The 18,790-nt window shown below is 68.5% G+C and carries 22 protein-coding genes and 5 pseudogenes; 19 read left to right on the forward strand and 8 right to left on the reverse strand.

Annotated features, from left to right (window positions below; all coding sequences use genetic code 11):
- Positions 1–5: 5 nt before the first annotated feature.
- Positions 6–1,658, forward strand: coding sequence for an MFS transporter (locus ACW17Z_RS11675; protein ID WP_492056123.1), 1,653 nt, complete (start codon positions 6–8; stop codon positions 1,656–1,658).
- Here the strand turns inward: ACW17Z_RS11675 and ACW17Z_RS11680 are convergent.
- Both ACW17Z_RS11680 and ACW17Z_RS11685 read right to left on the reverse strand, forming a co-directional pair.
- Positions 1,655–2,551, reverse strand: a complete 897-nt coding sequence (locus ACW17Z_RS11680) for an NAD(P)-dependent oxidoreductase (RefSeq protein WP_492056124.1) — start codon at positions 2,549–2,551, stop codon at positions 1,655–1,657. The two genes, ACW17Z_RS11675 and ACW17Z_RS11680, sit on opposite strands and share 4 nt — an antisense overlap.
- Positions 2,552–2,561: 10 nt before the next feature.
- Positions 2,562–2,873, reverse strand: coding sequence for an MliC family protein (locus tag ACW17Z_RS11685; RefSeq protein ID WP_492056125.1), 312 nt, complete (start codon positions 2,871–2,873; stop codon positions 2,562–2,564).
- A gap of 240 nt (positions 2,874–3,113) precedes the next feature.
- On the opposite strand from ACW17Z_RS11685, the gene ACW17Z_RS11690 reads away from it, so the two are divergent.
- The 8 genes and pseudogenes from ACW17Z_RS11690 to ACW17Z_RS11725 all read left to right on the forward strand — a co-directional run bounded on the left by ACW17Z_RS11690 (position 3,114) and on the right by ACW17Z_RS11725 (position 7,751).
- Entirely contained in the window at positions 3,114–3,656 is a 543-nt protein-coding gene (locus ACW17Z_RS11690; RefSeq protein ID WP_419319225.1) for a (2Fe-2S)-binding protein, read from the forward strand.
- Positions 3,653–5,839: a xanthine dehydrogenase family protein molybdopterin-binding subunit gene (locus ACW17Z_RS11695; protein ID WP_492056126.1), complete on the forward strand. Its 2,187-nt coding sequence runs from the start codon at positions 3,653–3,655 to the stop codon at positions 5,837–5,839. The genes ACW17Z_RS11690 and ACW17Z_RS11695 overlap by 4 nt, the downstream gene beginning before the upstream one ends.
- A gap of 64 nt (positions 5,840–5,903) precedes the next feature.
- A pseudogene (locus tag ACW17Z_RS11700) lies at positions 5,904–6,038 on the forward strand (LuxR C-terminal-related transcriptional regulator); the annotation flags it as partial.
- A gap of 172 nt (positions 6,039–6,210) precedes the next feature.
- Positions 6,211–6,489, forward strand: coding sequence for a hypothetical protein (locus ACW17Z_RS11705; protein WP_419319223.1), 279 nt, complete (start codon positions 6,211–6,213; stop codon positions 6,487–6,489).
- 14 nt (positions 6,490–6,503) lie between these two features.
- The gene (locus tag ACW17Z_RS11710; RefSeq protein WP_419321529.1) at positions 6,504–6,632 is read left to right on the forward strand and encodes a hypothetical protein; all 129 of its coding nucleotides are present in this window, start codon (positions 6,504–6,506) and stop codon (positions 6,630–6,632) included.
- 71 nt (positions 6,633–6,703) lie between these two features.
- The gene (locus ACW17Z_RS11715) at positions 6,704–7,051 is read left to right on the forward strand and encodes a hypothetical protein (RefSeq protein WP_492056127.1); all 348 of its coding nucleotides are present in this window, start codon (positions 6,704–6,706) and stop codon (positions 7,049–7,051) included.
- 66 nt (positions 7,052–7,117) lie between these two features.
- Entirely contained in the window at positions 7,118–7,561 is a 444-nt protein-coding gene (locus ACW17Z_RS11720; RefSeq protein ID WP_492056128.1) for a hypothetical protein, read from the forward strand.
- Complete coding sequence (locus tag ACW17Z_RS11725) at positions 7,533–7,751, forward strand: hypothetical protein (RefSeq protein WP_492056129.1); 219 nt, start codon at positions 7,533–7,535, stop codon at positions 7,749–7,751. Before ACW17Z_RS11720 ends, ACW17Z_RS11725 begins: the two co-directional genes overlap by 29 nt.
- A 98-nt stretch (positions 7,752–7,849) precedes the next feature.
- On the opposite strand, the gene ACW17Z_RS11730 is transcribed toward ACW17Z_RS11725, so the two are convergent.
- Positions 7,850–8,449, reverse strand: coding sequence for a nucleotidyltransferase family protein (locus tag ACW17Z_RS11730; protein ID WP_492056130.1), 600 nt, complete (start codon positions 8,447–8,449; stop codon positions 7,850–7,852).
- 29 nt (positions 8,450–8,478) lie between these two features.
- On the opposite strand from ACW17Z_RS11730, the gene moaA reads away from it, so the two are divergent.
- From moaA to moaC, 5 genes are read left to right on the forward strand one after another with little or no spacing between them, the layout of a single operon-like run.
- Positions 8,479–9,513, forward strand: coding sequence for a GTP 3',8-cyclase MoaA (moaA, locus tag ACW17Z_RS11735; RefSeq protein ID WP_492056131.1), 1,035 nt, complete (start codon positions 8,479–8,481; stop codon positions 9,511–9,513).
- Between the two features lies 1 nt (position 9,514).
- Positions 9,515–9,754 carry a MoaD/ThiS family protein gene (locus ACW17Z_RS11740; RefSeq protein WP_492056132.1) on the forward strand — a complete coding sequence of 80 codons (240 nt, stop codon included), beginning with the start codon at positions 9,515–9,517 and terminating at the stop codon, positions 9,752–9,754.
- Positions 9,751–10,197, forward strand: coding sequence for a molybdenum cofactor biosynthesis protein MoaE (locus tag ACW17Z_RS11745; protein WP_492056133.1), 447 nt, complete (start codon positions 9,751–9,753; stop codon positions 10,195–10,197). The genes ACW17Z_RS11740 and ACW17Z_RS11745 overlap by 4 nt, the downstream gene beginning before the upstream one ends.
- 3 nt (positions 10,198–10,200) lie before the next feature.
- On the forward strand, positions 10,201–10,755 hold the full coding sequence (gene moaB / locus ACW17Z_RS11750) for a molybdenum cofactor biosynthesis protein B (protein ID WP_492056134.1): 555 nt from the start codon (positions 10,201–10,203) through the stop codon (positions 10,753–10,755).
- Positions 10,752–11,222 (forward strand): cyclic pyranopterin monophosphate synthase MoaC, encoded by a 471-nt coding sequence (gene moaC / locus ACW17Z_RS11755; RefSeq protein WP_492056135.1) that lies wholly within the window; start codon positions 10,752–10,754, stop codon positions 11,220–11,222. The genes moaB and moaC overlap by 4 nt, the downstream gene beginning before the upstream one ends.
- A gap of 581 nt (positions 11,223–11,803) precedes the next feature.
- On the opposite strand, the pseudogene ACW17Z_RS11760 reads toward moaC, so the two are convergent.
- Together ACW17Z_RS11760 and ACW17Z_RS11765 are read right to left on the reverse strand one after the other, a co-directional pair.
- Positions 11,804–11,881, reverse strand: a pseudogene (locus tag ACW17Z_RS11760) (hypothetical protein); the annotation flags it as partial.
- 49 nt (positions 11,882–11,930) lie between these two features.
- Positions 11,931–12,029 (reverse strand): annotated as a pseudogene (locus ACW17Z_RS11765) (DUF559 domain-containing protein); the annotation flags it as partial.
- Positions 12,030–12,220: 191 nt separating this feature from the next.
- Here ACW17Z_RS11765 and ACW17Z_RS11770 point away from each other — a divergent pair.
- Positions 12,221–12,304: pseudogene (locus ACW17Z_RS11770) on the forward strand (hypothetical protein); the annotation flags it as partial.
- Positions 12,305–12,445: 141 nt separating this feature from the next.
- On the opposite strand, the gene ACW17Z_RS11775 reads toward ACW17Z_RS11770, so the two are convergent.
- Entirely contained in the window at positions 12,446–13,111 is a 666-nt protein-coding gene (locus ACW17Z_RS11775; protein WP_492056136.1) for an HAD family hydrolase, read from the reverse strand.
- A gap of 179 nt (positions 13,112–13,290) precedes the next feature.
- Positions 13,291–14,341, reverse strand: a pseudogene (locus ACW17Z_RS11780) (XdhC family protein).
- Between the two features lie 24 nt (positions 14,342–14,365).
- On the opposite strand from ACW17Z_RS11780, the gene ACW17Z_RS11785 reads away from it, so the two are divergent.
- Together ACW17Z_RS11785 and ACW17Z_RS11790 are read left to right on the forward strand one after the other, a co-directional pair.
- On the forward strand, positions 14,366–15,241 hold the full coding sequence (locus ACW17Z_RS11785) for a bifunctional regulator KidO (protein ID WP_419319212.1): 876 nt from the start codon (positions 14,366–14,368) through the stop codon (positions 15,239–15,241).
- A gap of 162 nt (positions 15,242–15,403) precedes the next feature.
- The gene (locus ACW17Z_RS11790) at positions 15,404–16,108 is read left to right on the forward strand and encodes a glycosyltransferase family protein (protein ID WP_492056137.1); all 705 of its coding nucleotides are present in this window, start codon (positions 15,404–15,406) and stop codon (positions 16,106–16,108) included.
- Positions 16,109–16,175: 67 nt separating this feature from the next.
- Here ACW17Z_RS11790 and ald read toward each other — a convergent pair whose 3' ends face one another.
- Positions 16,176–17,288 (reverse strand): alanine dehydrogenase, encoded by a 1,113-nt coding sequence (ald, locus tag ACW17Z_RS11795; RefSeq protein WP_419319210.1) that lies wholly within the window; start codon positions 17,286–17,288, stop codon positions 16,176–16,178.
- 119 nt (positions 17,289–17,407) lie between these two features.
- On the opposite strand from ald, the gene ACW17Z_RS11800 reads away from it, so the two are divergent.
- Positions 17,408–17,881: an Lrp/AsnC family transcriptional regulator gene (locus ACW17Z_RS11800; RefSeq protein WP_492056138.1), complete on the forward strand. Its 474-nt coding sequence runs from the start codon at positions 17,408–17,410 to the stop codon at positions 17,879–17,881.
- A gap of 80 nt (positions 17,882–17,961) precedes the next feature.
- Positions 17,962–18,771 (forward strand): carbonic anhydrase, encoded by an 810-nt coding sequence (locus ACW17Z_RS11805; RefSeq protein ID WP_492056139.1) that lies wholly within the window; start codon positions 17,962–17,964, stop codon positions 18,769–18,771.
- Positions 18,772–18,790: the final 19 nt, after the last annotated feature.

The following is an 18,790-nucleotide window of genomic DNA, read 5'->3' on the forward strand; positions in this document are numbered from 1 at the left end:
ACAGCATGACCGACCAGACGACCCAGGAAGACGGCGCCTCGATGCGGACCGTCGTGGCGGCTTCGTCGGCCGGCACCGCGTTCGAATGGTACGACTTCTTCATCTTCGGAAGTCTGGCCCAGGTCATTTCCAAGACCTTCTTCACCGGTCTGCCGGACGCCGCCGGCTATATCGCCGCCCTGGCCCTGTTCGGGGTCGGTTTCGCCTTCCGGCCGCTGGGCGCGCTGGTGTTCGGCAAGATCGGCGATCAGGCGGGTCGCAAGGGCGCGTTCCTGGCCACCGTGCTGCTGATGGGCGGCGCCACCTTCGCCATCGCCTTCCTGCCGACCTATGAGCAGGCGGGGATCATCGCGCCGATCCTGCTGATCATCCTGCGCTGCGTGCAGGGCTTCGCCCTGGGCGGCGAGTACGGCGGCGCCGCGATCTATGTCGCCGAGCATTCGCCGCCCGACAAGCGCGGCTGGTCGACCTCGTGGGTGCAGACCTCGGCGGCCTTCGGCCTGTTCGGCGCCCTGCTGGTGATCATGGCCACCCGCGCCGTGGTCGGCATCGAGGCGTTCGACGCCTGGGGCTGGCGCATTCCGTTCGCCGTCTCGATCGGCCTGCTGGGCATTTCGGTCTGGATGCGCCTGAAGCTCACGGAAAGCCCGGCCTTCGCCAAGATGAAGGAAGAGGGTGAAGCCTCCAAGGCGCCCTATGCCGAAGCCTTCGGCCAGTGGAAGAACATGAAGCTGGTGATCCTGGCCTTCCTGTCGATGATGTGCGCCCAGGGCGCCGTCTGGTACACCAGCTTCTTCTACACCCAGACCTTCATGGAGAAGTTCCTGAAGGTCGATCCGGTCACCATCAACGCCCTGATGATGAGCGCCACGGCGGTCAGTGCGATCTTCTACGTCGTCTTCGGTTGGCTGTCGGACAAGGTCGGCCGCAAGCCGGTGATGCTGGCCGGCATGACCCTGGCCCTGGCCTTCTATTTCCCGGGCTTCCACCTTCTGGAGCGCGCCGCCAATCCGGCCCTTGCCGAGGCTTCGGCCCGCTCGCCGGTTTCGGTGATCGCCGACCCCAAGGACTGCGCCCTGCAGTTCGATCCGGTGGGCAAGGCGGCGTTCGTCTCGTCCTGCGACATCGTCAAGAGCGCCCTGGCCAATGCCGGGGTCTCCTATGACAACCAGAAGGCCCCGGCGGGGACGCCGGCGGTGATGAAGGTCGGCGACATCGTGGTCGCTTCGCCCAGCGCCCTGGGCCTGTCGAAAGCCGAGACCAAGGCGGTCAAGACGGAGACTGAAGCCAGGATCAAGGCGGCGCTGACTCAGGCGGGCTATCCGGCCAAGGCCGACCCCGCACGGATGAACCTGCCGGGCATGTTTGGCGTGCTGCTGGTCTTCGTGATCGCCGCGACCGCGCTGTTTGGGCCGCTGGCCGCCTGTCTGGTCGAGCTGTTCCCGACCCGGGTGCGCTACACCGCCCTGTCGTTGCCCTATCACATCGGCACCGGCTGGGTGGGCGGCTTTGTGCCGTTCTTCGCCTTCGCCATCGTCACGGCGGTCGGCAACATCTATGCGGGCCTCTGGTACCCGGTGTTCTTCACCCTGGTCAGCGTGGTGACGACCCTGTTCCTGCTGCCCGAGACCAAGGGGCGGCCGCTCGACGAAGTCTAGGCCGCCGGCGCCGATAGCAGGACCTCGACGGCGACGCCGGCCGCCGTCAGGGCCTGGACCAGCGCCGGCTCGACCGGGCCGGTGATCAGGCGAATGACCTGGCGGCCCTCATGGGCCAGCTGGATCAGGTGCTCGGCGCTGGCCTCGTCCGGCGACAGTCGTTCGACGTCGCGGCGGCCCATGGTCATGATCTGAGGATCGGCGTCCGGGTCTGCCACCAGCACATCGGCCGCCGACAGGGCGCGGACGGCGCGCAGGGTCAGCAGGTCGGAGGGCCCCTTGCCGGCGATGAAGCGCACCCGGCCCTTGCGGGCCGAGCCCTTGGCCAGGGCCTCGCGGAACAGGCGTCCGGCGGCTTCCATATCGCCCGACATCGCCGCCTGGGCCGCTTCGCCGGTCACGGCGTCGCGAAGGAACGAGCGGCGCTCGTGCAGCGCTGGCAGGGTCTTGCGGACCTCGTCCTGGAAGCGGCGCAGCAGGGCGGCCACGCGGCCCGCGCCCTCGGGCACCTGGGCCTCGATATCGTTGCGCAGCATGGTGGCCAGCACGGGAGCCGAACCGCCGGTGCCGACGGCCGCCACGACCTCACCCCGGTCGATCACCGCCGGAGTGTTGAAGTCGCACAGGGCGGGTTTGTCGACGACATTGACCAGAACCCGCGCAGCGCGGGCGGCGGCGGCCGCGGCCTGGATGAAGACCTCGTCATCGCTGGAAATGAAGGCCAGGACCGCGCCGGCATAGGAGCCGGGCAGGAAGGCGGCGTGGCCGTCGATGCGCACCAGCGTGGCCGGCGAGCCTTCGAACAGGCGCGCCTTGTTGTCGGCGCCGTCGCCGGAGCCGGCGATCACCACCTTGCGGCCGGCGAGCGGGAAATAGGCGGGAAAGCTGTCCAAGAGGGTCCCCTCAGCGGGCCTGGCAATTGTCATAAGGTCCACCCGGGAATCCCGAGAGGCGGGCGCTGTCGCCCTTGCCCCAGATTTCAAACGCGCCCTTGGCGTAACGCGCGCCGGACGCCGAGCGGGCCAGGGGCAGGGCTTTTGTCACGCCGCCGGCCGAGACAATGGCTTTCTTGCCGTTGGCCGGATAGGTCGCCTGGAAGCTCTTGGCCTTGGCGCAGCCATAGGTCACCGGCGTGGTGATGGCCGGTCCCGGCTGGGTGGCGCAGGCTGACAGGGTCAGACCGACCACGGTCAAGGCAAGCACAAGGCGGCGCACGGTCAACTCCAGGGGCGGCGGCCGCGAAGCAGGCGGCCCGGTGAGCATAGTCGGTTTCGCGGTCGCTTCGCGCCCTCTCTCATCGCGCGACGACGGCTTTTGCACGAGCTGTTTCAACTGGGCCGCGAAAGCCGGGGCTGGCGGCGAAATATTGCTGGTCGCCACCGGTGTGAACAGTGTTAGGTTTGCGCTTCTAGCAGGGTCGCGCCCCGGCCCGAGCTCGGTTGGAGGCGAAAACATATGGCCGCGACTCTCGACGTGAACGGCAAGACGGTGACGGTTCAGGCCGATCCCGCAACCCCCCTGCTCTGGGTCCTGCGGGACGAGCTGGGCCTGACCGGAACCAAGTTTGGCTGCGGGGTCGCCCAGTGCGGCGCCTGCACGGTGCATGTCGACGGCCAGCCCATCCGTTCGTGCGTCACCCCCATCGAGGGCCTGACCGGCGTCAAGATCACCACGATCGAGGGTCTGGGCGGATCGCACCCGCTGCAACAGGCCTGGGTCAAGCACGACGTGCCGCAGTGCGGCTACTGCCAGTCGGGCCAGATTATGTCGGCCGCCGCCCTGATCGAACAGAACAAGGCGCCCAGCGACGAGCAGATCGACGAAGCCATGAGCGGCAACATCTGTCGCTGCGGCACCTATCAGCGCATCCGCGCCGCCATCAAGGACGCCGCAGGTCTGCCGCCGGCGACCACGGCTGCGGTCGGCCTGCCGCACACCGACATCGATGAAGCCATCGCCGCCGCCACCGGCGCGACCAGCCGCGGAGCCGGCCGATGAACGGCCCCCTCAACAAGTTCGGCGCCCAGGGCGTCGTCAACCGCCGCGATGTGGTCGTCGGCGCTGCCCTGGTCGGCGGAGCCCTGGTGGTCGGCTGCTCGCCGGCCGACATCATGAGCGCCGGCTCCAAGGTCGAGGTCGGCGCCTTCGGGCCCTTCATCAAGATCGCGGCGGACGGCGCCGTGACGGTGATCTCCAAACATATCGAGTTCGGTCAGGGCAACCATACGGGCCTGGCGGCCATTGTCGCCGAGGAGCTGGACGCCGACTGGACGCGGGTCATGGTCGAGCAGGCCCCGGCCAACGCCAAGCTCTATGCCAACGGCACCGCCGGGGTGCAACTGACCGGCGGGTCGTCGGCCATCTCCAACTCCTGGGATCAACTGCGCAAGGCCGGCGCCGCGACGCGGGCGATGTTCGTGCAAGCGGCCGCCGCCAAGTGGAGCGTTCCGGCGGGCGAGATCGCCGTCAAGGACAGCGTCGTGAGCCACAAGTCGGGCAAGACCGCCGGCTTCGGCGAGCTGTTGGTCGACGCCGCCAAGATCACGCCGATCGCCAACCCGCCCCTGAAGGATCCCAAGACCTTCACCCTGATCGGCACCGAGCGGGTGCGCCGCAAGGACTCCCAGGCCAAGAGCGACGGCACGGCGCGCTTCACCCAGGATGTCCGCCTGCCCGACATGCTGACCGCCATGGTCGCCCACGCCCCGCGCTTCGGCGGCAAGCTGAAAAGCTTCGATGCGGTAGAGGCCAAAAAGGTCCCGGGCGTCGTCGACGTTTTCGAGATCCCGACCGGCGTGGCTGTGGTGGCCCAGTCGACCTATGCCGCCAGCATGGGCCGTGAGGCGCTGAAGCTGGAATGGAACGAGGACAAGGCCGAGAAGCGCAGCTCATCGGCCATCGCCGCGAGCTACCGCGACATCGCCGCGGGCAAGGGTCCGGCCGACCTGAAATGGGAAGGCTTCGACTCCAAGGGCGACGCCGCCGTGATCGCCAACGCCAAGGGCGCCAAGGTGTTCGAGGCGACCTACGAGTTCCCCTATCTGGCCCACGCCACCATGGAGCCGATGAACTGCGTCGCGGCCGTGGACGGCTCCAAGGTCAAGCTGACCTTCGGCTCGCAGGGTCAGACCCTGGACCAGCTGAACGCTGCCAAGATCGTCGGGACCCTGCCGGGCTCGGTCGAGATCGAAACCCTGTTCGCCGGCGGCTCGTTTGGTCGTCGCGCCACCTTCCAGTCCGACTATGCCGCCGAATGCGTCCACATCGCCAAGAAGGTCGGCAAGGGCCGGCCGGTGAAACTGGTCTGGACCCGCGAGGACGACATGCGCGCCGGCTACTTCCGGCCGCTGGTGGTGCACGCCGTCAAGATCAGTCTCGACAAGGACGGCTATCCGGCCGCCTGGCGTCACCGCATCGTCAGCCAGTCGATCATGAAGGGCTCGCCGATGGGCGGCAAAGGGCCTGACCAGACCGCCATCGAGGGCACGGCCGGCTCGCCCTATCTGAAGGCCACGCCGATCGTCGACGCCCAGCTGGCCCTGCCTGAGGTCGGGGTGCCGGTGTTGTGGTGGCGTTCGGTGGGCGCGACCCACACCGCCTTCGTCATGGAGCACACCATCGACCAGCTGGCCCGCAAGGCCGGCAAGGATCCGGTAGCGTATCGCCAGGCGCTCTACGCCAAGGTCGGGGCCGACCGGCATCTGGCGGCGCTGAACCTGGCCATGGAAAAGGCCGGCCCTGCGCCGACCGCCGGCTGGAGCCGGGGCGTGGCCGTGCACGAAAGCTTCGGCTCGGTGGTCGCCCAGGTGGCCGAGGTCCAGTTGGTCGACGGCCAGCCCAGGGTGGGCCGCGTGGTCACCGCCATCGACTGCGGCGTCGCCATCTCGCCCAATCAGATCGCGGCCCAGATGGAAGGTGGCACCTGCTACGGCCTGTCGGCGGCGCTGTTCGGCGAGATCACCCTGACCGAAGGTGTGGTCGATCAGACCAATTTCGACGGCTATCGCGTGCTGCGCATGAACGAGGCGCCGACGGTTGAGACCTATATCGTGCCGTCGGGCTCCGCGCCCAGCGGCGTGGGCGAGCCGGGCACGCCCGTTATTGCACCGGCCGTGGCCAACGCCCTGCTGGCCCTGACGAGCAAGTCGACCGCGCGACTGCCCTTTACGACGACAGCCTAGTCTTGTGACGTCCAGCGCATTGGTTGCGCTGGACGTCGCGGGAAGCTGGCCGCATGCTGTCGCCATGGTAGAACCCGGCGATATTCCTGGCTTCGAGCGTCTGACCCCGCGTGAGCGGGAGATTCTGCGTCTGATCGCCCGCCATCTGCAGTCCAAGGAAATCGCCAGGCTGCTCAGCCTCTCGCCCAAGACGGTCGAGATGCACGTGCTCAGTGCGCGTCGCCGCCTGTCGGGCCTGAGCCGTCGCGACGCGGCCCTGGCCTTCATGGCCTGGGAGGCTGCGGACCCCGGCAATGACTACCGTAGGCAATCAGGCGACCTAGCCCTGGCCCCGGCGCGGGTCTCTTCTCACCGGACAGGTGGGAACGACCATGAACGACAATCAGACCCGGGACACGGCGCGGATGCGCCCGGAGAGCTCGGGCTTCTTCATCGCCAGCTGGCAGTCCCTGGAAGAGGGGCTGACCCTGTTGGCGGGCACGCCGGAACGGGGCCAGCTGGTTTCCGAGACGGTGTCGGCCCTGAGGAAGTCTCAGACGGCGGGCGATCCACCATCCAAGCTTCTGCTGCGCGTGCTGGCGGCGACCGCCTTTCTGTCGGACGACCGGCCGCTGCGGACCGAACAGGAAGGAGCTGGCGCGATGACCTGACTCCCCTGCAATGGTTGGGTCTCATCGTTGGACTGGCGATCCTGGGCGGACTTCTGCTCGGCGCCCTGACCACCGGAGCCCACGACTTCCTCTACGCCCTTCAGCGGTTCCGCGAGGGCTGGAGCCCGCCGCCGGCGCGCTGAGCGACCGGCGACCATCCAGAAAACGAGATCTTGAACGCGCGGATGACCTCCGTGTGACCGGAGAGTCTTGCATGAAACGGATCGATGCGGCCCGCGCCGGGGCCCAGAAGCTGATGCGCGCCGAGGCGGCGATCGACGCGGCCCTGCGTGAGACGGCCGAGCTGATGGGCCTGCTGCCCAGCCTGCGGCTGGAGGCCAATCTGTCGGCGGTGATCGGGCAGGCGGCGGTGGACGACCTGGGCGAGACCCTGGCCCACATCCTGTCGGCTCGCCGCACCATCATCCGCGCTCACAGCAGCCTGCAGGCGGTGCGTGAACAGATCGGCTGCCGCACGGTGTCGGTCGGCGAAATGGACAAGCCGCCAGATGTGCCCCGCACCGGTGGCCTCCACGCGGTCGAAGGCGGTCGGGCCGCATGATCCTGCGCTTCTCTATCTGGGCAGCTTACGGCATGGTCGCGCGCCAGTTGGCGTCGGGACCATGCCGTGTACCAAACCCTCACCCCGTGGATTTCCCTCAGCATCGCCGTGCTGGTCTGCGGCTTCGCCCTCTGGAAGGGCGATCGCTGGGCCCGCTTCGTGGCTGCGGTGTATCTGGCCGGATGGATCGCGACGCCGTTCGCCCAGATCCGCGATCCCCTGAGCCCCGAATGGGGGGTGATGATCATCGATGCGGTGGTCATGATCCTGCTGGTCTGGGCCTCGCTGAAGGCGCGCCGGCTGTGGAGCGTGTTCGCGGCGGCCTGTCAGATGATGGCCGTCGCCTCACATGTCGTGTCGATCGTCGACCTGCGCATCTACATCGCCACGGTCGTCGTGGGCCTGACCCTGCTCAGCTACGGCGTGCTGGTCGCCCTGCTGGCTGCGACACTGTCGGCCGTCCGGGCCCGGCGGGTCGCTCATGAGGGGGACCTCAACCCTCGTCCATGAGGTCTCGGCCGAGGAGATCGCCGAATTCACCCGTGGCCTCAATGCGCTGGGGCCCCAGCAACGCCGCATCCTGGCCGTGCTGATCCCGCGCCTGATCGCGCTGGAAGAACAGGGCGACCCGGAAGGGGCGATCCGCATCATCGACCAGATCCGCACCATCCTTCTGGAGCGGCGGCGGACCTGTCACTAGAGCATCGCGCGGAAAAGTGGATGCCGGTTTTCCGTAAAAACGATGCGAAAACAAAAAGCTAGAGCGAAGTGCGCGATTCTTGTATCGCGCGTTTCGCTCTAGGCTCGGCTCAGGTCCTCGGGCCGGTCAACGTCGAACAGCACGCCGGGATCATCCGTCTCGATGGCGGTGAAGCGCGCGCCGGCCTGACGGATCAGCGCCTGGGCCCCGACATCGCCGTCGAGGTCTCGCAGGGCCGTGATCCAGTCGCCGCCGAACAGCACGGGATGGCCGCGCTGGCCTGTATGGAAAGGCGCGGCAACGCCGTTCCGTCCGCAAAGGGCGCGGATCAGGGCCGGCGCGACCGCCGGACCGACCCGTGGCATGTCACCTAGGAACACGAAGACGCCGTCGATGTCAGCGGGCACGGCGCGGGCGGCGGCGGCCAGCGATGCGCCCATGCCCCGCGTGGGGTCGGCGACCTTGACCACGCGCAACTCGGCGTCCTCGTCCAGCTGCAGGATGGTTGTTTCCAGCGCGGCGTCGTCGCCGATCGCGACCACAACCGATCGGGCGGGACTCTGAAGGGCGGCGTTCAGCGCCCCGGCGATCAACGGCTTGCCGCGAAACGGCGCCAGCAGCTTGCCGCCGCCGAACCGGGCGCCCAGGCCGGCGGCCAGGACGATCGCCGCAAACCTTCCGCTTTCGCTTTCCGCCATGTCGCCCAACGCCTATCTTGTCTGCAGACATGACGCCCTATGACGACAGCCCTGCGCAAGCGGCCTTGACCGCGCCCCGTCTGATCGACGGTTTCGGCCGCGCCGTCACCTATCTTCGGGTGTCGGTCACCGACCGCTGCGACCTGCGCTGCGTCTATTGCATGGCCGAGCACATGACCTTCCTGCCCAAGGCGCAGGTCCTGACGCTGGAGGAGCTGGACCGCGTGGCGTCCACCTTCATCGGCCTGGGCGTGCGCAAGCTGCGGCTGACCGGCGGCGAGCCTCTGGTGCGCAAGGGCTTCATGGAGCTGGTCGCCAGCCTGTCGCGCCACCTGCGGTCCGGGGCGCTGGACGAGCTGACCCTGACCACCAACGGCACCCAGCTGGCCAAGTATGCCGAGGATCTGGCGCGCCATGGCGTGCGGCGGATCAATGTGTCGCTCGACACCCTCAAGCCCGACCTCTTCAGGCGGCTGACCCGGGGCGGCGACGTCGCCCAGGTGATCGGCGGGATCGATGCGGCCCTGGCGGCGGGCATCGCTGTGAAGATCAACGCCGTGGCCCTCAAGCACGACAATGCCGCCGAACTGCCGGACCTGATCACCTGGGCTCACCAGCGCGGCTGCGACATGACCCTGATCGAGACCATGCCGCTGGGCGAGATCGACGAGGATCGCACCGACCAGTACCTGTCGCTGAAGGACGTGCGCCGCGACCTGGCCTCGTTCTGGACGCTGGAAGACCTGGCCTACGCCACCGGCGGTCCGGCCCGTTACACCCGCATCGCCGAGACCGGCGGGCGTCTGGGCTTCATCACCCCGCTCAGCCACAATTTCTGCGAGGCCTGCAACCGGGTCCGCCTGACCTGCACCGGCACCCTGCACACCTGCCTGGGCCGCGACGACGCCTCGGACCTGCGGGCGGTGATCCGGGCCGGCGCGACGGACGCCCAGCTGGAGCAGGCGATCTTCGCCGCCATCGGGTCCAAGCCGGAAGGTCACGACTTCCAGATCGCCGGCGCGCGGCCCGCCGTGGCCCGCCACATGTCGACGACGGGCGGCTGACATGGCGCGGGTGCTGCTGTTTGGACGCCTGGCCGACCAGGCCGGCTGGCGCGACCGGGCCTTTGAGGCCACGTCCCTGACGGCTCTGCGCGGCCTGATCGCCCAGGACGATCCTGATCTCGGCGAGGCCCTGAGCGGCCCGGGCGTCCAGGTGGCTGTCGACAAGACCGTGGTGCGCGGTGAGGCGGCGTTGCTGGCCGCCACCGAGGTCGCCTTCCTGCCGCCGATGAGCGGCGGATGATCACCCTCACCGCAGAGCCTTTCGAGCCCGGCGCCCTGCTGACCGCCTTCTGCGCCGGTCGCGACGAGACCGGCGCCGTCGCCAGCTTCACCGGCCTGGCCCGTGCCGAACAGGGCCGGGCGGCGGCGCTGGAGCTGGAGGCCTATCCCGGCTTCACCGACGTCGCGATCGCCGAGTTCGCCGAGACGGCCAGGGCGCGGTTCCATCTTCACGATTACCGCATCGTCCATCGCACCGGCGCCATCGCGCCGGGTGAGGCCATCGTCTTCGTGGCCACCGCCGCCGGCCATCGGCGCGAGGCCTTCGAGGCCTGTGACTTCCTGATGGACTGGCTGAAAAGCCGCGCCCCGTTCTGGAAGAAGGAACACGGCCCGGACGGCGCCCGCTGGATCGAGCCGACCGACCGCGATAGGACCGACGCCAAACGTTGGGATCAGGAGTAGATCATGTCTGCAGCAGGCCTCACCCCCGGCGGCGGGATCAAACCGGACCTTCCGTTCACGCCGGTGCGCGTGGCGATCCTGACCATTTCCGACACCCGCGACGAGGAAAGCGACACCTCCGGCCAGGTGCTGGTCGATCGCGTCAAGGCCGCCGGTCATGAGTTGGGCGGTCGGGCGGTGGTGCGCGACGACATCCCGCAGATCCGCGACCAGGTCAGAAACTGGATCGCCGGCGGCCAGGTCGACGCCATCGTCACCACCGGCGGCACCGGCCTGACCGGCCGCGACGTGACGGTCGAAGCGCTGGAGCCGCTGTTCAACAAGAAGATCGACGGTTTTTCGGTGATCTTCCACATGGTCTCCTATGCCTCGGTGGGCCTGTCGACCCTGCAGTCGCGGGCCACGGCCGGCCTGATCGACGGGGTGTTCGTGTTCTGCCTGCCGGGCAGCAACGGCGCGGTGCGCGACGGCTGGGACAAGGTGATCTCCGCCCAGCTCGACAGCCGTCACAAGCCCTGCAACATGGTCGAGCTGATGCCGAGGCTGCTGGAGCAGTGAGCAAGCTCACCCATATCGACGACCAGGGCCGGGCCCGTATGGTCGATGTCTCGGGCAAGCCCGAGACGGCCCGCGAGGCGGTGGCTGTCGGCTTCGTGCGGATGAGCGCCGAGACCCTGGCCCTGGCCGTCTCCGGAACCGGCCGCAAGGGCGATGTCCGCGCCGTGGCCGAGATCGCCGGCGTCATGGCGGCCAAGCAGACCTCCAACCTGATCCCCCTGTGCCATCCGTTGGCCCTGTCCAAGGTGGTGGTCGAGGTCGAGCCGGGCGAGGGCGGCCTTTCCGTCACCGCCCGGGTCAAGACCACCGGCCCGACCGGCGTCGAGATGGAGGCCCTGACCGCCGTCTCGGTGGCCTGCCTGACGATCTACGACATGCTGAAAGCCGCCGAGAAGGGCATGGTCATCGAGGCCGTGCGGCTGATCGAGAAGACCGGCGGCAAGTCGGGCGACTGGACGGCGGATTAGCGTCGGACACAGGTTCGCATCCTCGCCGGATTTTCACCGGCAAGTGGGGAGGCGGCGGAGCGTCCGGGCCAGGCCCGGATGAGGGTGTAGAGGAGTACCGTTTCGGCCGTGGCCGGAGCGCTCCGCGCGATCGTTATCCGATGAGCCGCTCGGGGCGCGGGGTTTTAACCCGCTCCCGATTGAGAGGCCCGAGGCGGGCGGAAGGGAAGCGACCCCTCCGGACCGCGCGGGCGATTTCAGCCCGCGCCTGGAGCGCCTTGCCGGGCGTCGCCGAAGGGTGTTCCCGGCGGTCCGGATCCGGCTTCATCACGTTCGGTCCCCGCAGGACCGCTCCGCTCCGCCAGACCCCATCGGGCCTTCAGACGACGACCGACGGGCGCGACCCGCTCGACCGCCCCCACCCCCCGTCAGGTCGCCAGCTGGACGGCCTCCCCAGGGGCGGGGCGAGGAGAAGAATACGGGCGTTCCGGAGGGGGCTGCGTCGATTTTCGATCGTGACGGTGGGTGCGGCGGTTAGGGCGTTGAATTTGCTGGGATCGGGGTGGGGCTATCCCCGTGCGGGTACGGGGATGGAGGCCGACGCACGGAACCCCTCTCTCATAGAGAGAGGGAGGGGCCCGCCGCGAAGCGGTGGGAGGGTGAGAGGTTACACCCTGTCCGAACGAAGCACGGCCATGATGTCGTCCGACACGCCGCCCGCATTGGTCAGTATCCGCCCAGCCGCCGATTGCGGACGAGGGTCCAGAGCGTCTTCTCGGCCAGGGTCTGGTTGCGGCGGAGGCGACGGGCGTTGGCGGTCTTGTCCATGACCGGAGCATGGTCTGCGACGCGCGAGATGCTCAACGACAGGACTCGAGATTTCTCCGGCCGGCGGTGAAACCTCTCACCCTCCCACCGCCTGCGGCGGCGGGCCCCTCCCTCTCTCTATGAGAGAGGGGTTCCGTGCGCGACGCATGGCTCGGCAAAGCCACCGCCCCCTCGGGCAGAACCCTCCTTACATCTCACGGCGAGATGATCGCCGGTCTGGACAGGTTGCTCAAGGACGGCGCTCTGCGCCGCCGCGTCGCGGCTGGCCGCAGGCCAGTGTCGGCGGACCAACCTGTCCAGACCGGCACGCTACAGCCTCCAGGAGATGTAAGGCCTGGCGCGACGCGGGGCGTCGGCTTTCGGGCGGGAAGCCAGGGGGGGTGCTTTCGACCCAAGGCAGAAGTTCAGATGGTCCGCTAACCGGCAAGTGCGACCACCTCGTGCAGGGTTTCAACCGTAGCGCCAGGATTATTGGGCAGACTATCTGGCCAGGCTTGGCCGCATCGGAACCATGCAGTCTCCATACCCACCGCCGCCGCTCCCAAAATGTCTGCGCGGGGATTGTCGCCCACGAAAAGACACTGCTCCGGCGAGACGCCCAGCCTAGTCGCCGCACGCAGAAATAGCTGGGGGTCAGGCTTGCGAAGACCCTCCGCCTCGGAAACCAGCACCTCATCTACTAGTTGCCGTAGGTTCAGCGCCTCAAGGTGCCGCGACTGAAAAGCGCAGTCGCCATTCGTCACGATCCCGAGGCGTTTGCCGGCGCTCCGAAGCTGCACCAGGACGCGGGTCATGCCCTCGAACGGTTGGGCATGTCTGCAGCAGTTCTCCGCGTAATCGGCGAGGAGCTGGTCCGCCGCTGCGATCTGCCCGCCGAACTCATGCAGCAGAACCGGGTAGACCTTGGATTTTGGCTGGGAACCGCGCGCGTCCAACTTGAGGAATCTCGCTTCCCAGGTGGAATAGTCGACGGGCCCCAGGCGTTCACTGAAGCGAGCGAACTGGTCCCTTAGGAAGGACTGCAGCGAAGCCGTGCGGTCCAATAGCGTCTCATCAAGGTCGAAAAGGACTGCTTCGGACATGCCTCAGGATCAGAGGAGCCTGACGTCCGCGCAAGGGCCAACTTCCACCCCTTGCGGGCCGTCGAAAGGTCCGCTTCACGGCCTCTGACCTCGTCCACAAAATCTTGTCATCCCGGCCGTAGCGAAGCGGAGCGCCGGGATGACAAGTCTGGGGACTGGCGGGCGGAGTAGCGCGCTGATCAGGCCTCCGCCGTCCGCCGCTCCAGCGCCGGCTGCCCGTGTCGCGCGGCCATGATCTCGCCGATCACCGCCACCGCCACCTCGAACGGGGCCTTGCCGCCGAGGTCCAGACCGATCGGCGCGCGCAGCTTGGCGAGATCGCGATCGGTCAGACCTGCCGCCTTCAGGCGCTCAATCCGCTCGCCCAGCCGCCGCCGGGCGCCCAGCAGGCCGACATAGGGCGCGGGCGAGGGCAGGGCGGTCAGCAGGGCGGCGTGGTCGATGTCCAGGTCGTGGCCGCAGATGGCGACGAAGGTCCAGGCGTCGAGGCCGAGGTCGGCCAGGGCGTCGTTGGCCGCGTCCCGGCTATAGGTCACGCCGGCCAGGGGCGGCGGCGCGGCGGGGCCCTTGGGCCGGATCAGGAAGGTCTCAAAGCCGGACTGCGCGCCCAGGCTGGCCACAGCCAGGGCCGTCGGGTCGCCGCCGACCACCACCAGCCTCGGGACCGGGTCATAGGCGCGCTCGAAGGCGCCGGGCCAGGGGGCCATCGGCTCTTCCAGGCACTGGCGCCGCTGCCCGTCGCTGGCCCAGAAGGCCGGGAGGCGAGCGTCGGCCAGTCGCAGCAGGGCAGCCGCCGCCGGGTCGCCCGGCGCGATGCGCTCGACCAGGATCTCGATCCGGGCGCCGCACAGCAGGCGGATGTCGGGCCAGGGGCTGCCCTCGCCATAGATCAGCCGACGCGGCTTGCCGTCTTCCAGACAGGCCAGGGCGTGGCCCTCGACATCGGCCTCGATGCAGCCGCCGGACAGAAAGCCGGAAACAATATTTTTTCCGAACACCATCTGCGTCCCGACCGGACGCGGGCCGCCGCCACCCAGGGCGACGATGGTGGCGAGGGCCGCCGGACCGGCCAAAAGCGCCGCCCGCAGGGCGGGTCGGGCGTCATCGGCCATGCCGTGAAGGGGCCAGTCGGCGGCCGTTTGAAAGCTGTTCATCACCGCCGACTTTAACCCCTCGGCAAGGTTCCAGAAACGCCTTCTTCAAACCTTGGCGCGTAGGGTCAACGAACACAGGTGTCGTTCCTTACGGATGGTCATGCCCATTTCGGTCTCAAAACTTGGTCTCGCGGCCGCCCAGTTCGGGCTCGACGGCATGACGTCGTCGCCGCGCGGCCGCTCGCCTGAAGCCGAAGCGCGCGACATCCTCAGCATCGCCGACCGTTCGCAGCTGTCGGTGCTGGACGTCTCGGGCGTCTATGGCCGCGCCGAATCCATCCTGGGCGACCTCATTCCCCGCCCCGTGAATTTCCGCGTCACCCTGTCGACCGCCCGCGCGGACCGGGGTCCCGACTTCGTCGAGGCCGAGGCCCGAAGCAGCCTGCGCCGCCTGGGCCTGGAACGCGCCGACGCCATCATCGTCCAGACGCCTTCGGACCTGTTTGGCCCGCACGGCGCGGCCCTGTGGGATCGCCTGGCCCGCCTGCGCGACGAGGGCCTGTTCCAGAAGGTCGGCGTCTCGGCTCACGCCAGCGACGATCCGGTCGGCGTGGCCCGCCGCTTCAAGCCCGACATTCTGCAAGCGCCGGCCTCCCTGCTCGACCAGCGCCTGCTGGCCGACGGCTCCCTGGCCCGCATCGCCGGCATGGGCGTCGAGGTGCAGCTGCGCTCGATCTTCCTCAATGGCCTGCTGTTCCTGCCGCCCGATCGCGTGCCGGCCCAGCTGAAGGGCGCCTCTGGCCGTCTGTCGCGCGTGCGCCGGATGATCGCCGAGGGCCGTTCCGATCCGCTGCAGGCCGCTCTGGGTTTCGCTTTGTCGCGTCCCGAAGCCAGCGCCGTCCTGGTGGGCGTCACCTCCGCCGCCGAGCTTTCGGCCGTGGTCGCCGCCGCCTCCAGCCCGCCGCCGGATCTGGACTGGGACGACATGGCCATCGACGATCCGGTCGCCCTCGACCCGCGGCGTTGGGTCGCTTAGGCGACTCCCCGAATCAAACCCGACAGTACGAAGCCTGCCCAGATCCAGCGGTCGCACCAGCGGCGCTGGAACATGGTTTATGGCGCGTAAGTCTTTGATTCACGAGACTTTTATCATTCCCGGCTAGGCTATGCGGAACAACTGCTTTCAGGGGAGAGCGACGTGATCCTTACCGTCCTGCAGGCCCGAATGGGGTCCCGCCGCCTTCCGGGCAAGGCGATGGCCACGCTCCAGGGCGAGCCGATGATCATCCGCCAGCTGGAGCGCCTGCGCAGCGCCCGCTGTCCGACCAAGATCATCGTCGCCACCAGCACCGACCCCTCCGACGACGCCCTGGCCGGTTTCGTGGTCTCGCGCGGCTATACCGTCCATCGCGGGGCCGGGGCCGACATCCTCGACCGTATCGCCCGCTGCGCCGAAGCCATCAGCTCGGTCAGCCATGTGGTGCGGGTCAAGGGTGACGCGCCGTTCGTCGATCCCGGTATCGTGGACGAAGCTGTCCGCCTGGCCCTGGCCAGCGGCGCCGCCTACACCTCCAACCACGTTCAGCGCACCTATCCGGCCGGTCTGGAGGTCGAGGTGATCACCGCCAACGCCCTGCGCGTCGCGGCCGCCGAGGCGCGCGATCCGACGGCCCGCGTGTCGCCGACCGCCGCCATCCGCGACAATCCGGCCCGTTTCAGCCAGGCCCACCTGAAGGCCCGCCGCGACTGGTCGCACCTGGACTGGCGGGTCAAGACGGCCGCCGACCTGGCCTTCGCCCGATCGATCTACAACGCCCTGCACCCGGTGGATCCCGGCTTTGGCATGACCGACGTGCTGGATCTGGTGGAAAGCCATCAGGACCTGGCGCGGTTCGCGGCCTGATCGGACCTTTCGGGCAAGAAAAAGGGCGCCGAGCGGCTTCGCTCGGCGCCCTTCTCATGTCCTGAACCTACTTCCAGGCGCCGTAGGGGTCGACCGACGGCTTGCCCAGCGCCTGGGCCACAGCCGGGTGGGTCAGCTCGCCCTTCAGCACATTGAGACCGCGCGCCAGATGGACGTTGGTCTTCAGGGCGTCCAGGCCGTGGTCGGCCAGGGCCAGGCCAAACGGCAGAGTGGCGTTGCCCAGGGCTTCGGACGAGGTGCGCGGCGCGGCGCCGGGCATGTTGGCCACGCAGTAGTGGACGACGCCGTCGACGGTGTAGGTCGGCTCGGCGTGGGTGGTCGGCTTGCTGGTCTCGAAACAGCCGCCCTGGTCGATGGAGACGTCCACCAGCACCGAACCCGGCTTCATCTGCTTGAGGTGCTCGCGACGCACCAGCTTGGGGGCGGCGGCGCCGGCGGTCAGCACGGCGCCGATGATCACGTCGGCTTTCAGGATCTCTTCTTCCACGGCCGCGAAGGTCGAATAGCGGGTCAGGATGCGGCCCTGATAGAGGTCATCCAGTTCGCGCATCCGGGGGATCGAGCGTTCCAGCACCACGACCTCGGCGCCCAGGCCGGCGGCCATGCGCGCGGCGTTGGAGCCGACCACGCCGCCGCCCAGCACGGCCACGCGGGCCGGGGGCACGCCGGGCACGCCGCACAGCAGCAGGCCCATGCCGCCATTGTGCTTGAGCAGGGTCTCGGCGGCCGAGAACACGGCGATCCGGCCGGCCACTTCCGACATCGGGGCCAGCAGCGGCAGGCCGCCGCGCGCGTCGGTGACGGTCTCATAGGCGATGGCAGCGCAGCCGCTGTTCAGAAGGCCTTCGGTCTGGGCCGGATCGGGGGCCAGGTGCAGATAGGTGAACAGGATGTGGCGGGGTTCCAGCTTCTCCCACTCGACCTTCTGGGGTTCCTTGACCTTGATGATCATGTCGGCGCCGGAAAACACCGCTGCGGCGTCGGCGGCGATGGTCGCGCCGGCTTTCAGATAGGCGTCATCGGCATAGCCGGCGCCGAGACCGGCCCCGGACTGGACCAGAACGCTGTGGCCGTGGCCGACATATTCCCGGACGGCCGTGGGGGTCAGGCCGACGCGGTGTTCGCCGGGTTTGATCTCTGAAGGGACGCCAACGCGCATGATGATTTCCTCCTGAAGGATTTTGACGCCAATTTACGCCTCTTGGCCTGCAGGTTTCTTGGGGATTTCGTGCGACGAGAACTGTGGTATGCAGGAATCCTGCGTCAAATGGGTGAAACATGAAGAAACCCGCCGTTGATCTCGACAGCTTTGACCGGAAGCTCCTGACTCTGCTGCAACGGCGGGGGCGGGCCAGCTATGTGGAAATGGCCGAGGCCGTGAACCTGTCGGAGTCGGCCTGCCTGCGCCGGGTGCGGGCGCTGGAGGAGGCCGGGGTCATTGGCCGCTACGCCGCCGTGATCGACGAGCGCGCGGTGGGCCTGCCGCTCAGCGTCTTCGTCACCGTCACCCTGTCGTCCCAGGCCGAGGCGACGCTCAGCGCCTTCGAGAAGGCCATCGCCGGTGTCCGCGAGGTGGCCGAGTGCTATCTGATGACCGGCGGCTCGGACTATCTGTTGCGGCTGGTGGTGAGCGACGTTGATGACCTGGAGCGGGTTCATGCCCAGGAACTCACCCGGATCCCCGGCGTCGTGCGGGTCAGTTCCAGCATCGCCCTGCGAACCGTGGTCAAGCGCGCTGAATTGCCGCTGTGACCAAAGTGCAAAAACCTACGCTCGGTTAACCTTGTCTCTCTAGTCCTTGGCCTGACAGACAACCCGCGTCGGGGGACGAGATGGTTTCGAGAAGACTTTTGCTGGGCGTCTTGGCCTCGGGACTGACCGGCGCCCCGCTGGCGGCCCTGGCCGAGGGCGACGACCATCACACGCCCGCGCCGCGCAAGGCCGCGCCCAGGCCCAAGGCGGCGGCCCCGGCCCATGCCGCAGCCGCGCCGGTACGCTCGACCGTCGCCGAATATCCCAAGCCGGCCGAGACCCATGCGCCCGAAGTCCTGATCGATCCCAACGAGGCCCTGGGCCGCCTCAAGCACGGCAACGCGATCTTCGCCCGCGGCGGCGCCAGCATGGCCCTGCCCAGCTGGGCGCGGATCAACGAGCTGTCGAATGGCCAGAAGCCGTTCGCCATCATCGTGGGCTGCTCCGACAGCCGCGTCCCGCCGGAACTGGTCTTTGACTGCACGCTGGGTGAGCTGTTCGTGGTCCGCACCGCCGGCTCGACCGTCAGCCGCGAAGGCCTGGGCTCGATCCTCTATGCCGTCGAGCATCTGGGCGCGCCGCTGGTCGTGGTGCTGGGCCACACCAAGTGCGGCGCGGTCGGGGCGGCGGTCGACGTCGCCACCAAGCATGCTCACCTGCACGGCGCCCTGTTCGACATGGCCCTGCCCATCCTGCCGGCCGTGATCGAGGCCGGAGAGAGCCGTCCCGCCGACCTGCAGGACGCCTCGATCCGCCAGAACGCCAAGAACATCGCCGAACGCCTGAAGACCGCCGACGAGGCCTTCAGCAGCCGTATCGCGGCGGGCCGCCTGAAGGTGGTCTCCGCCGTCTACAGCCTGCAGACCGGCCAGGTCGAATTCATGGGCTAAGGCCCCGTTGACCCGCCCC

Source organism: Caulobacter sp. GSs2 (assembly GCF_058680895.1).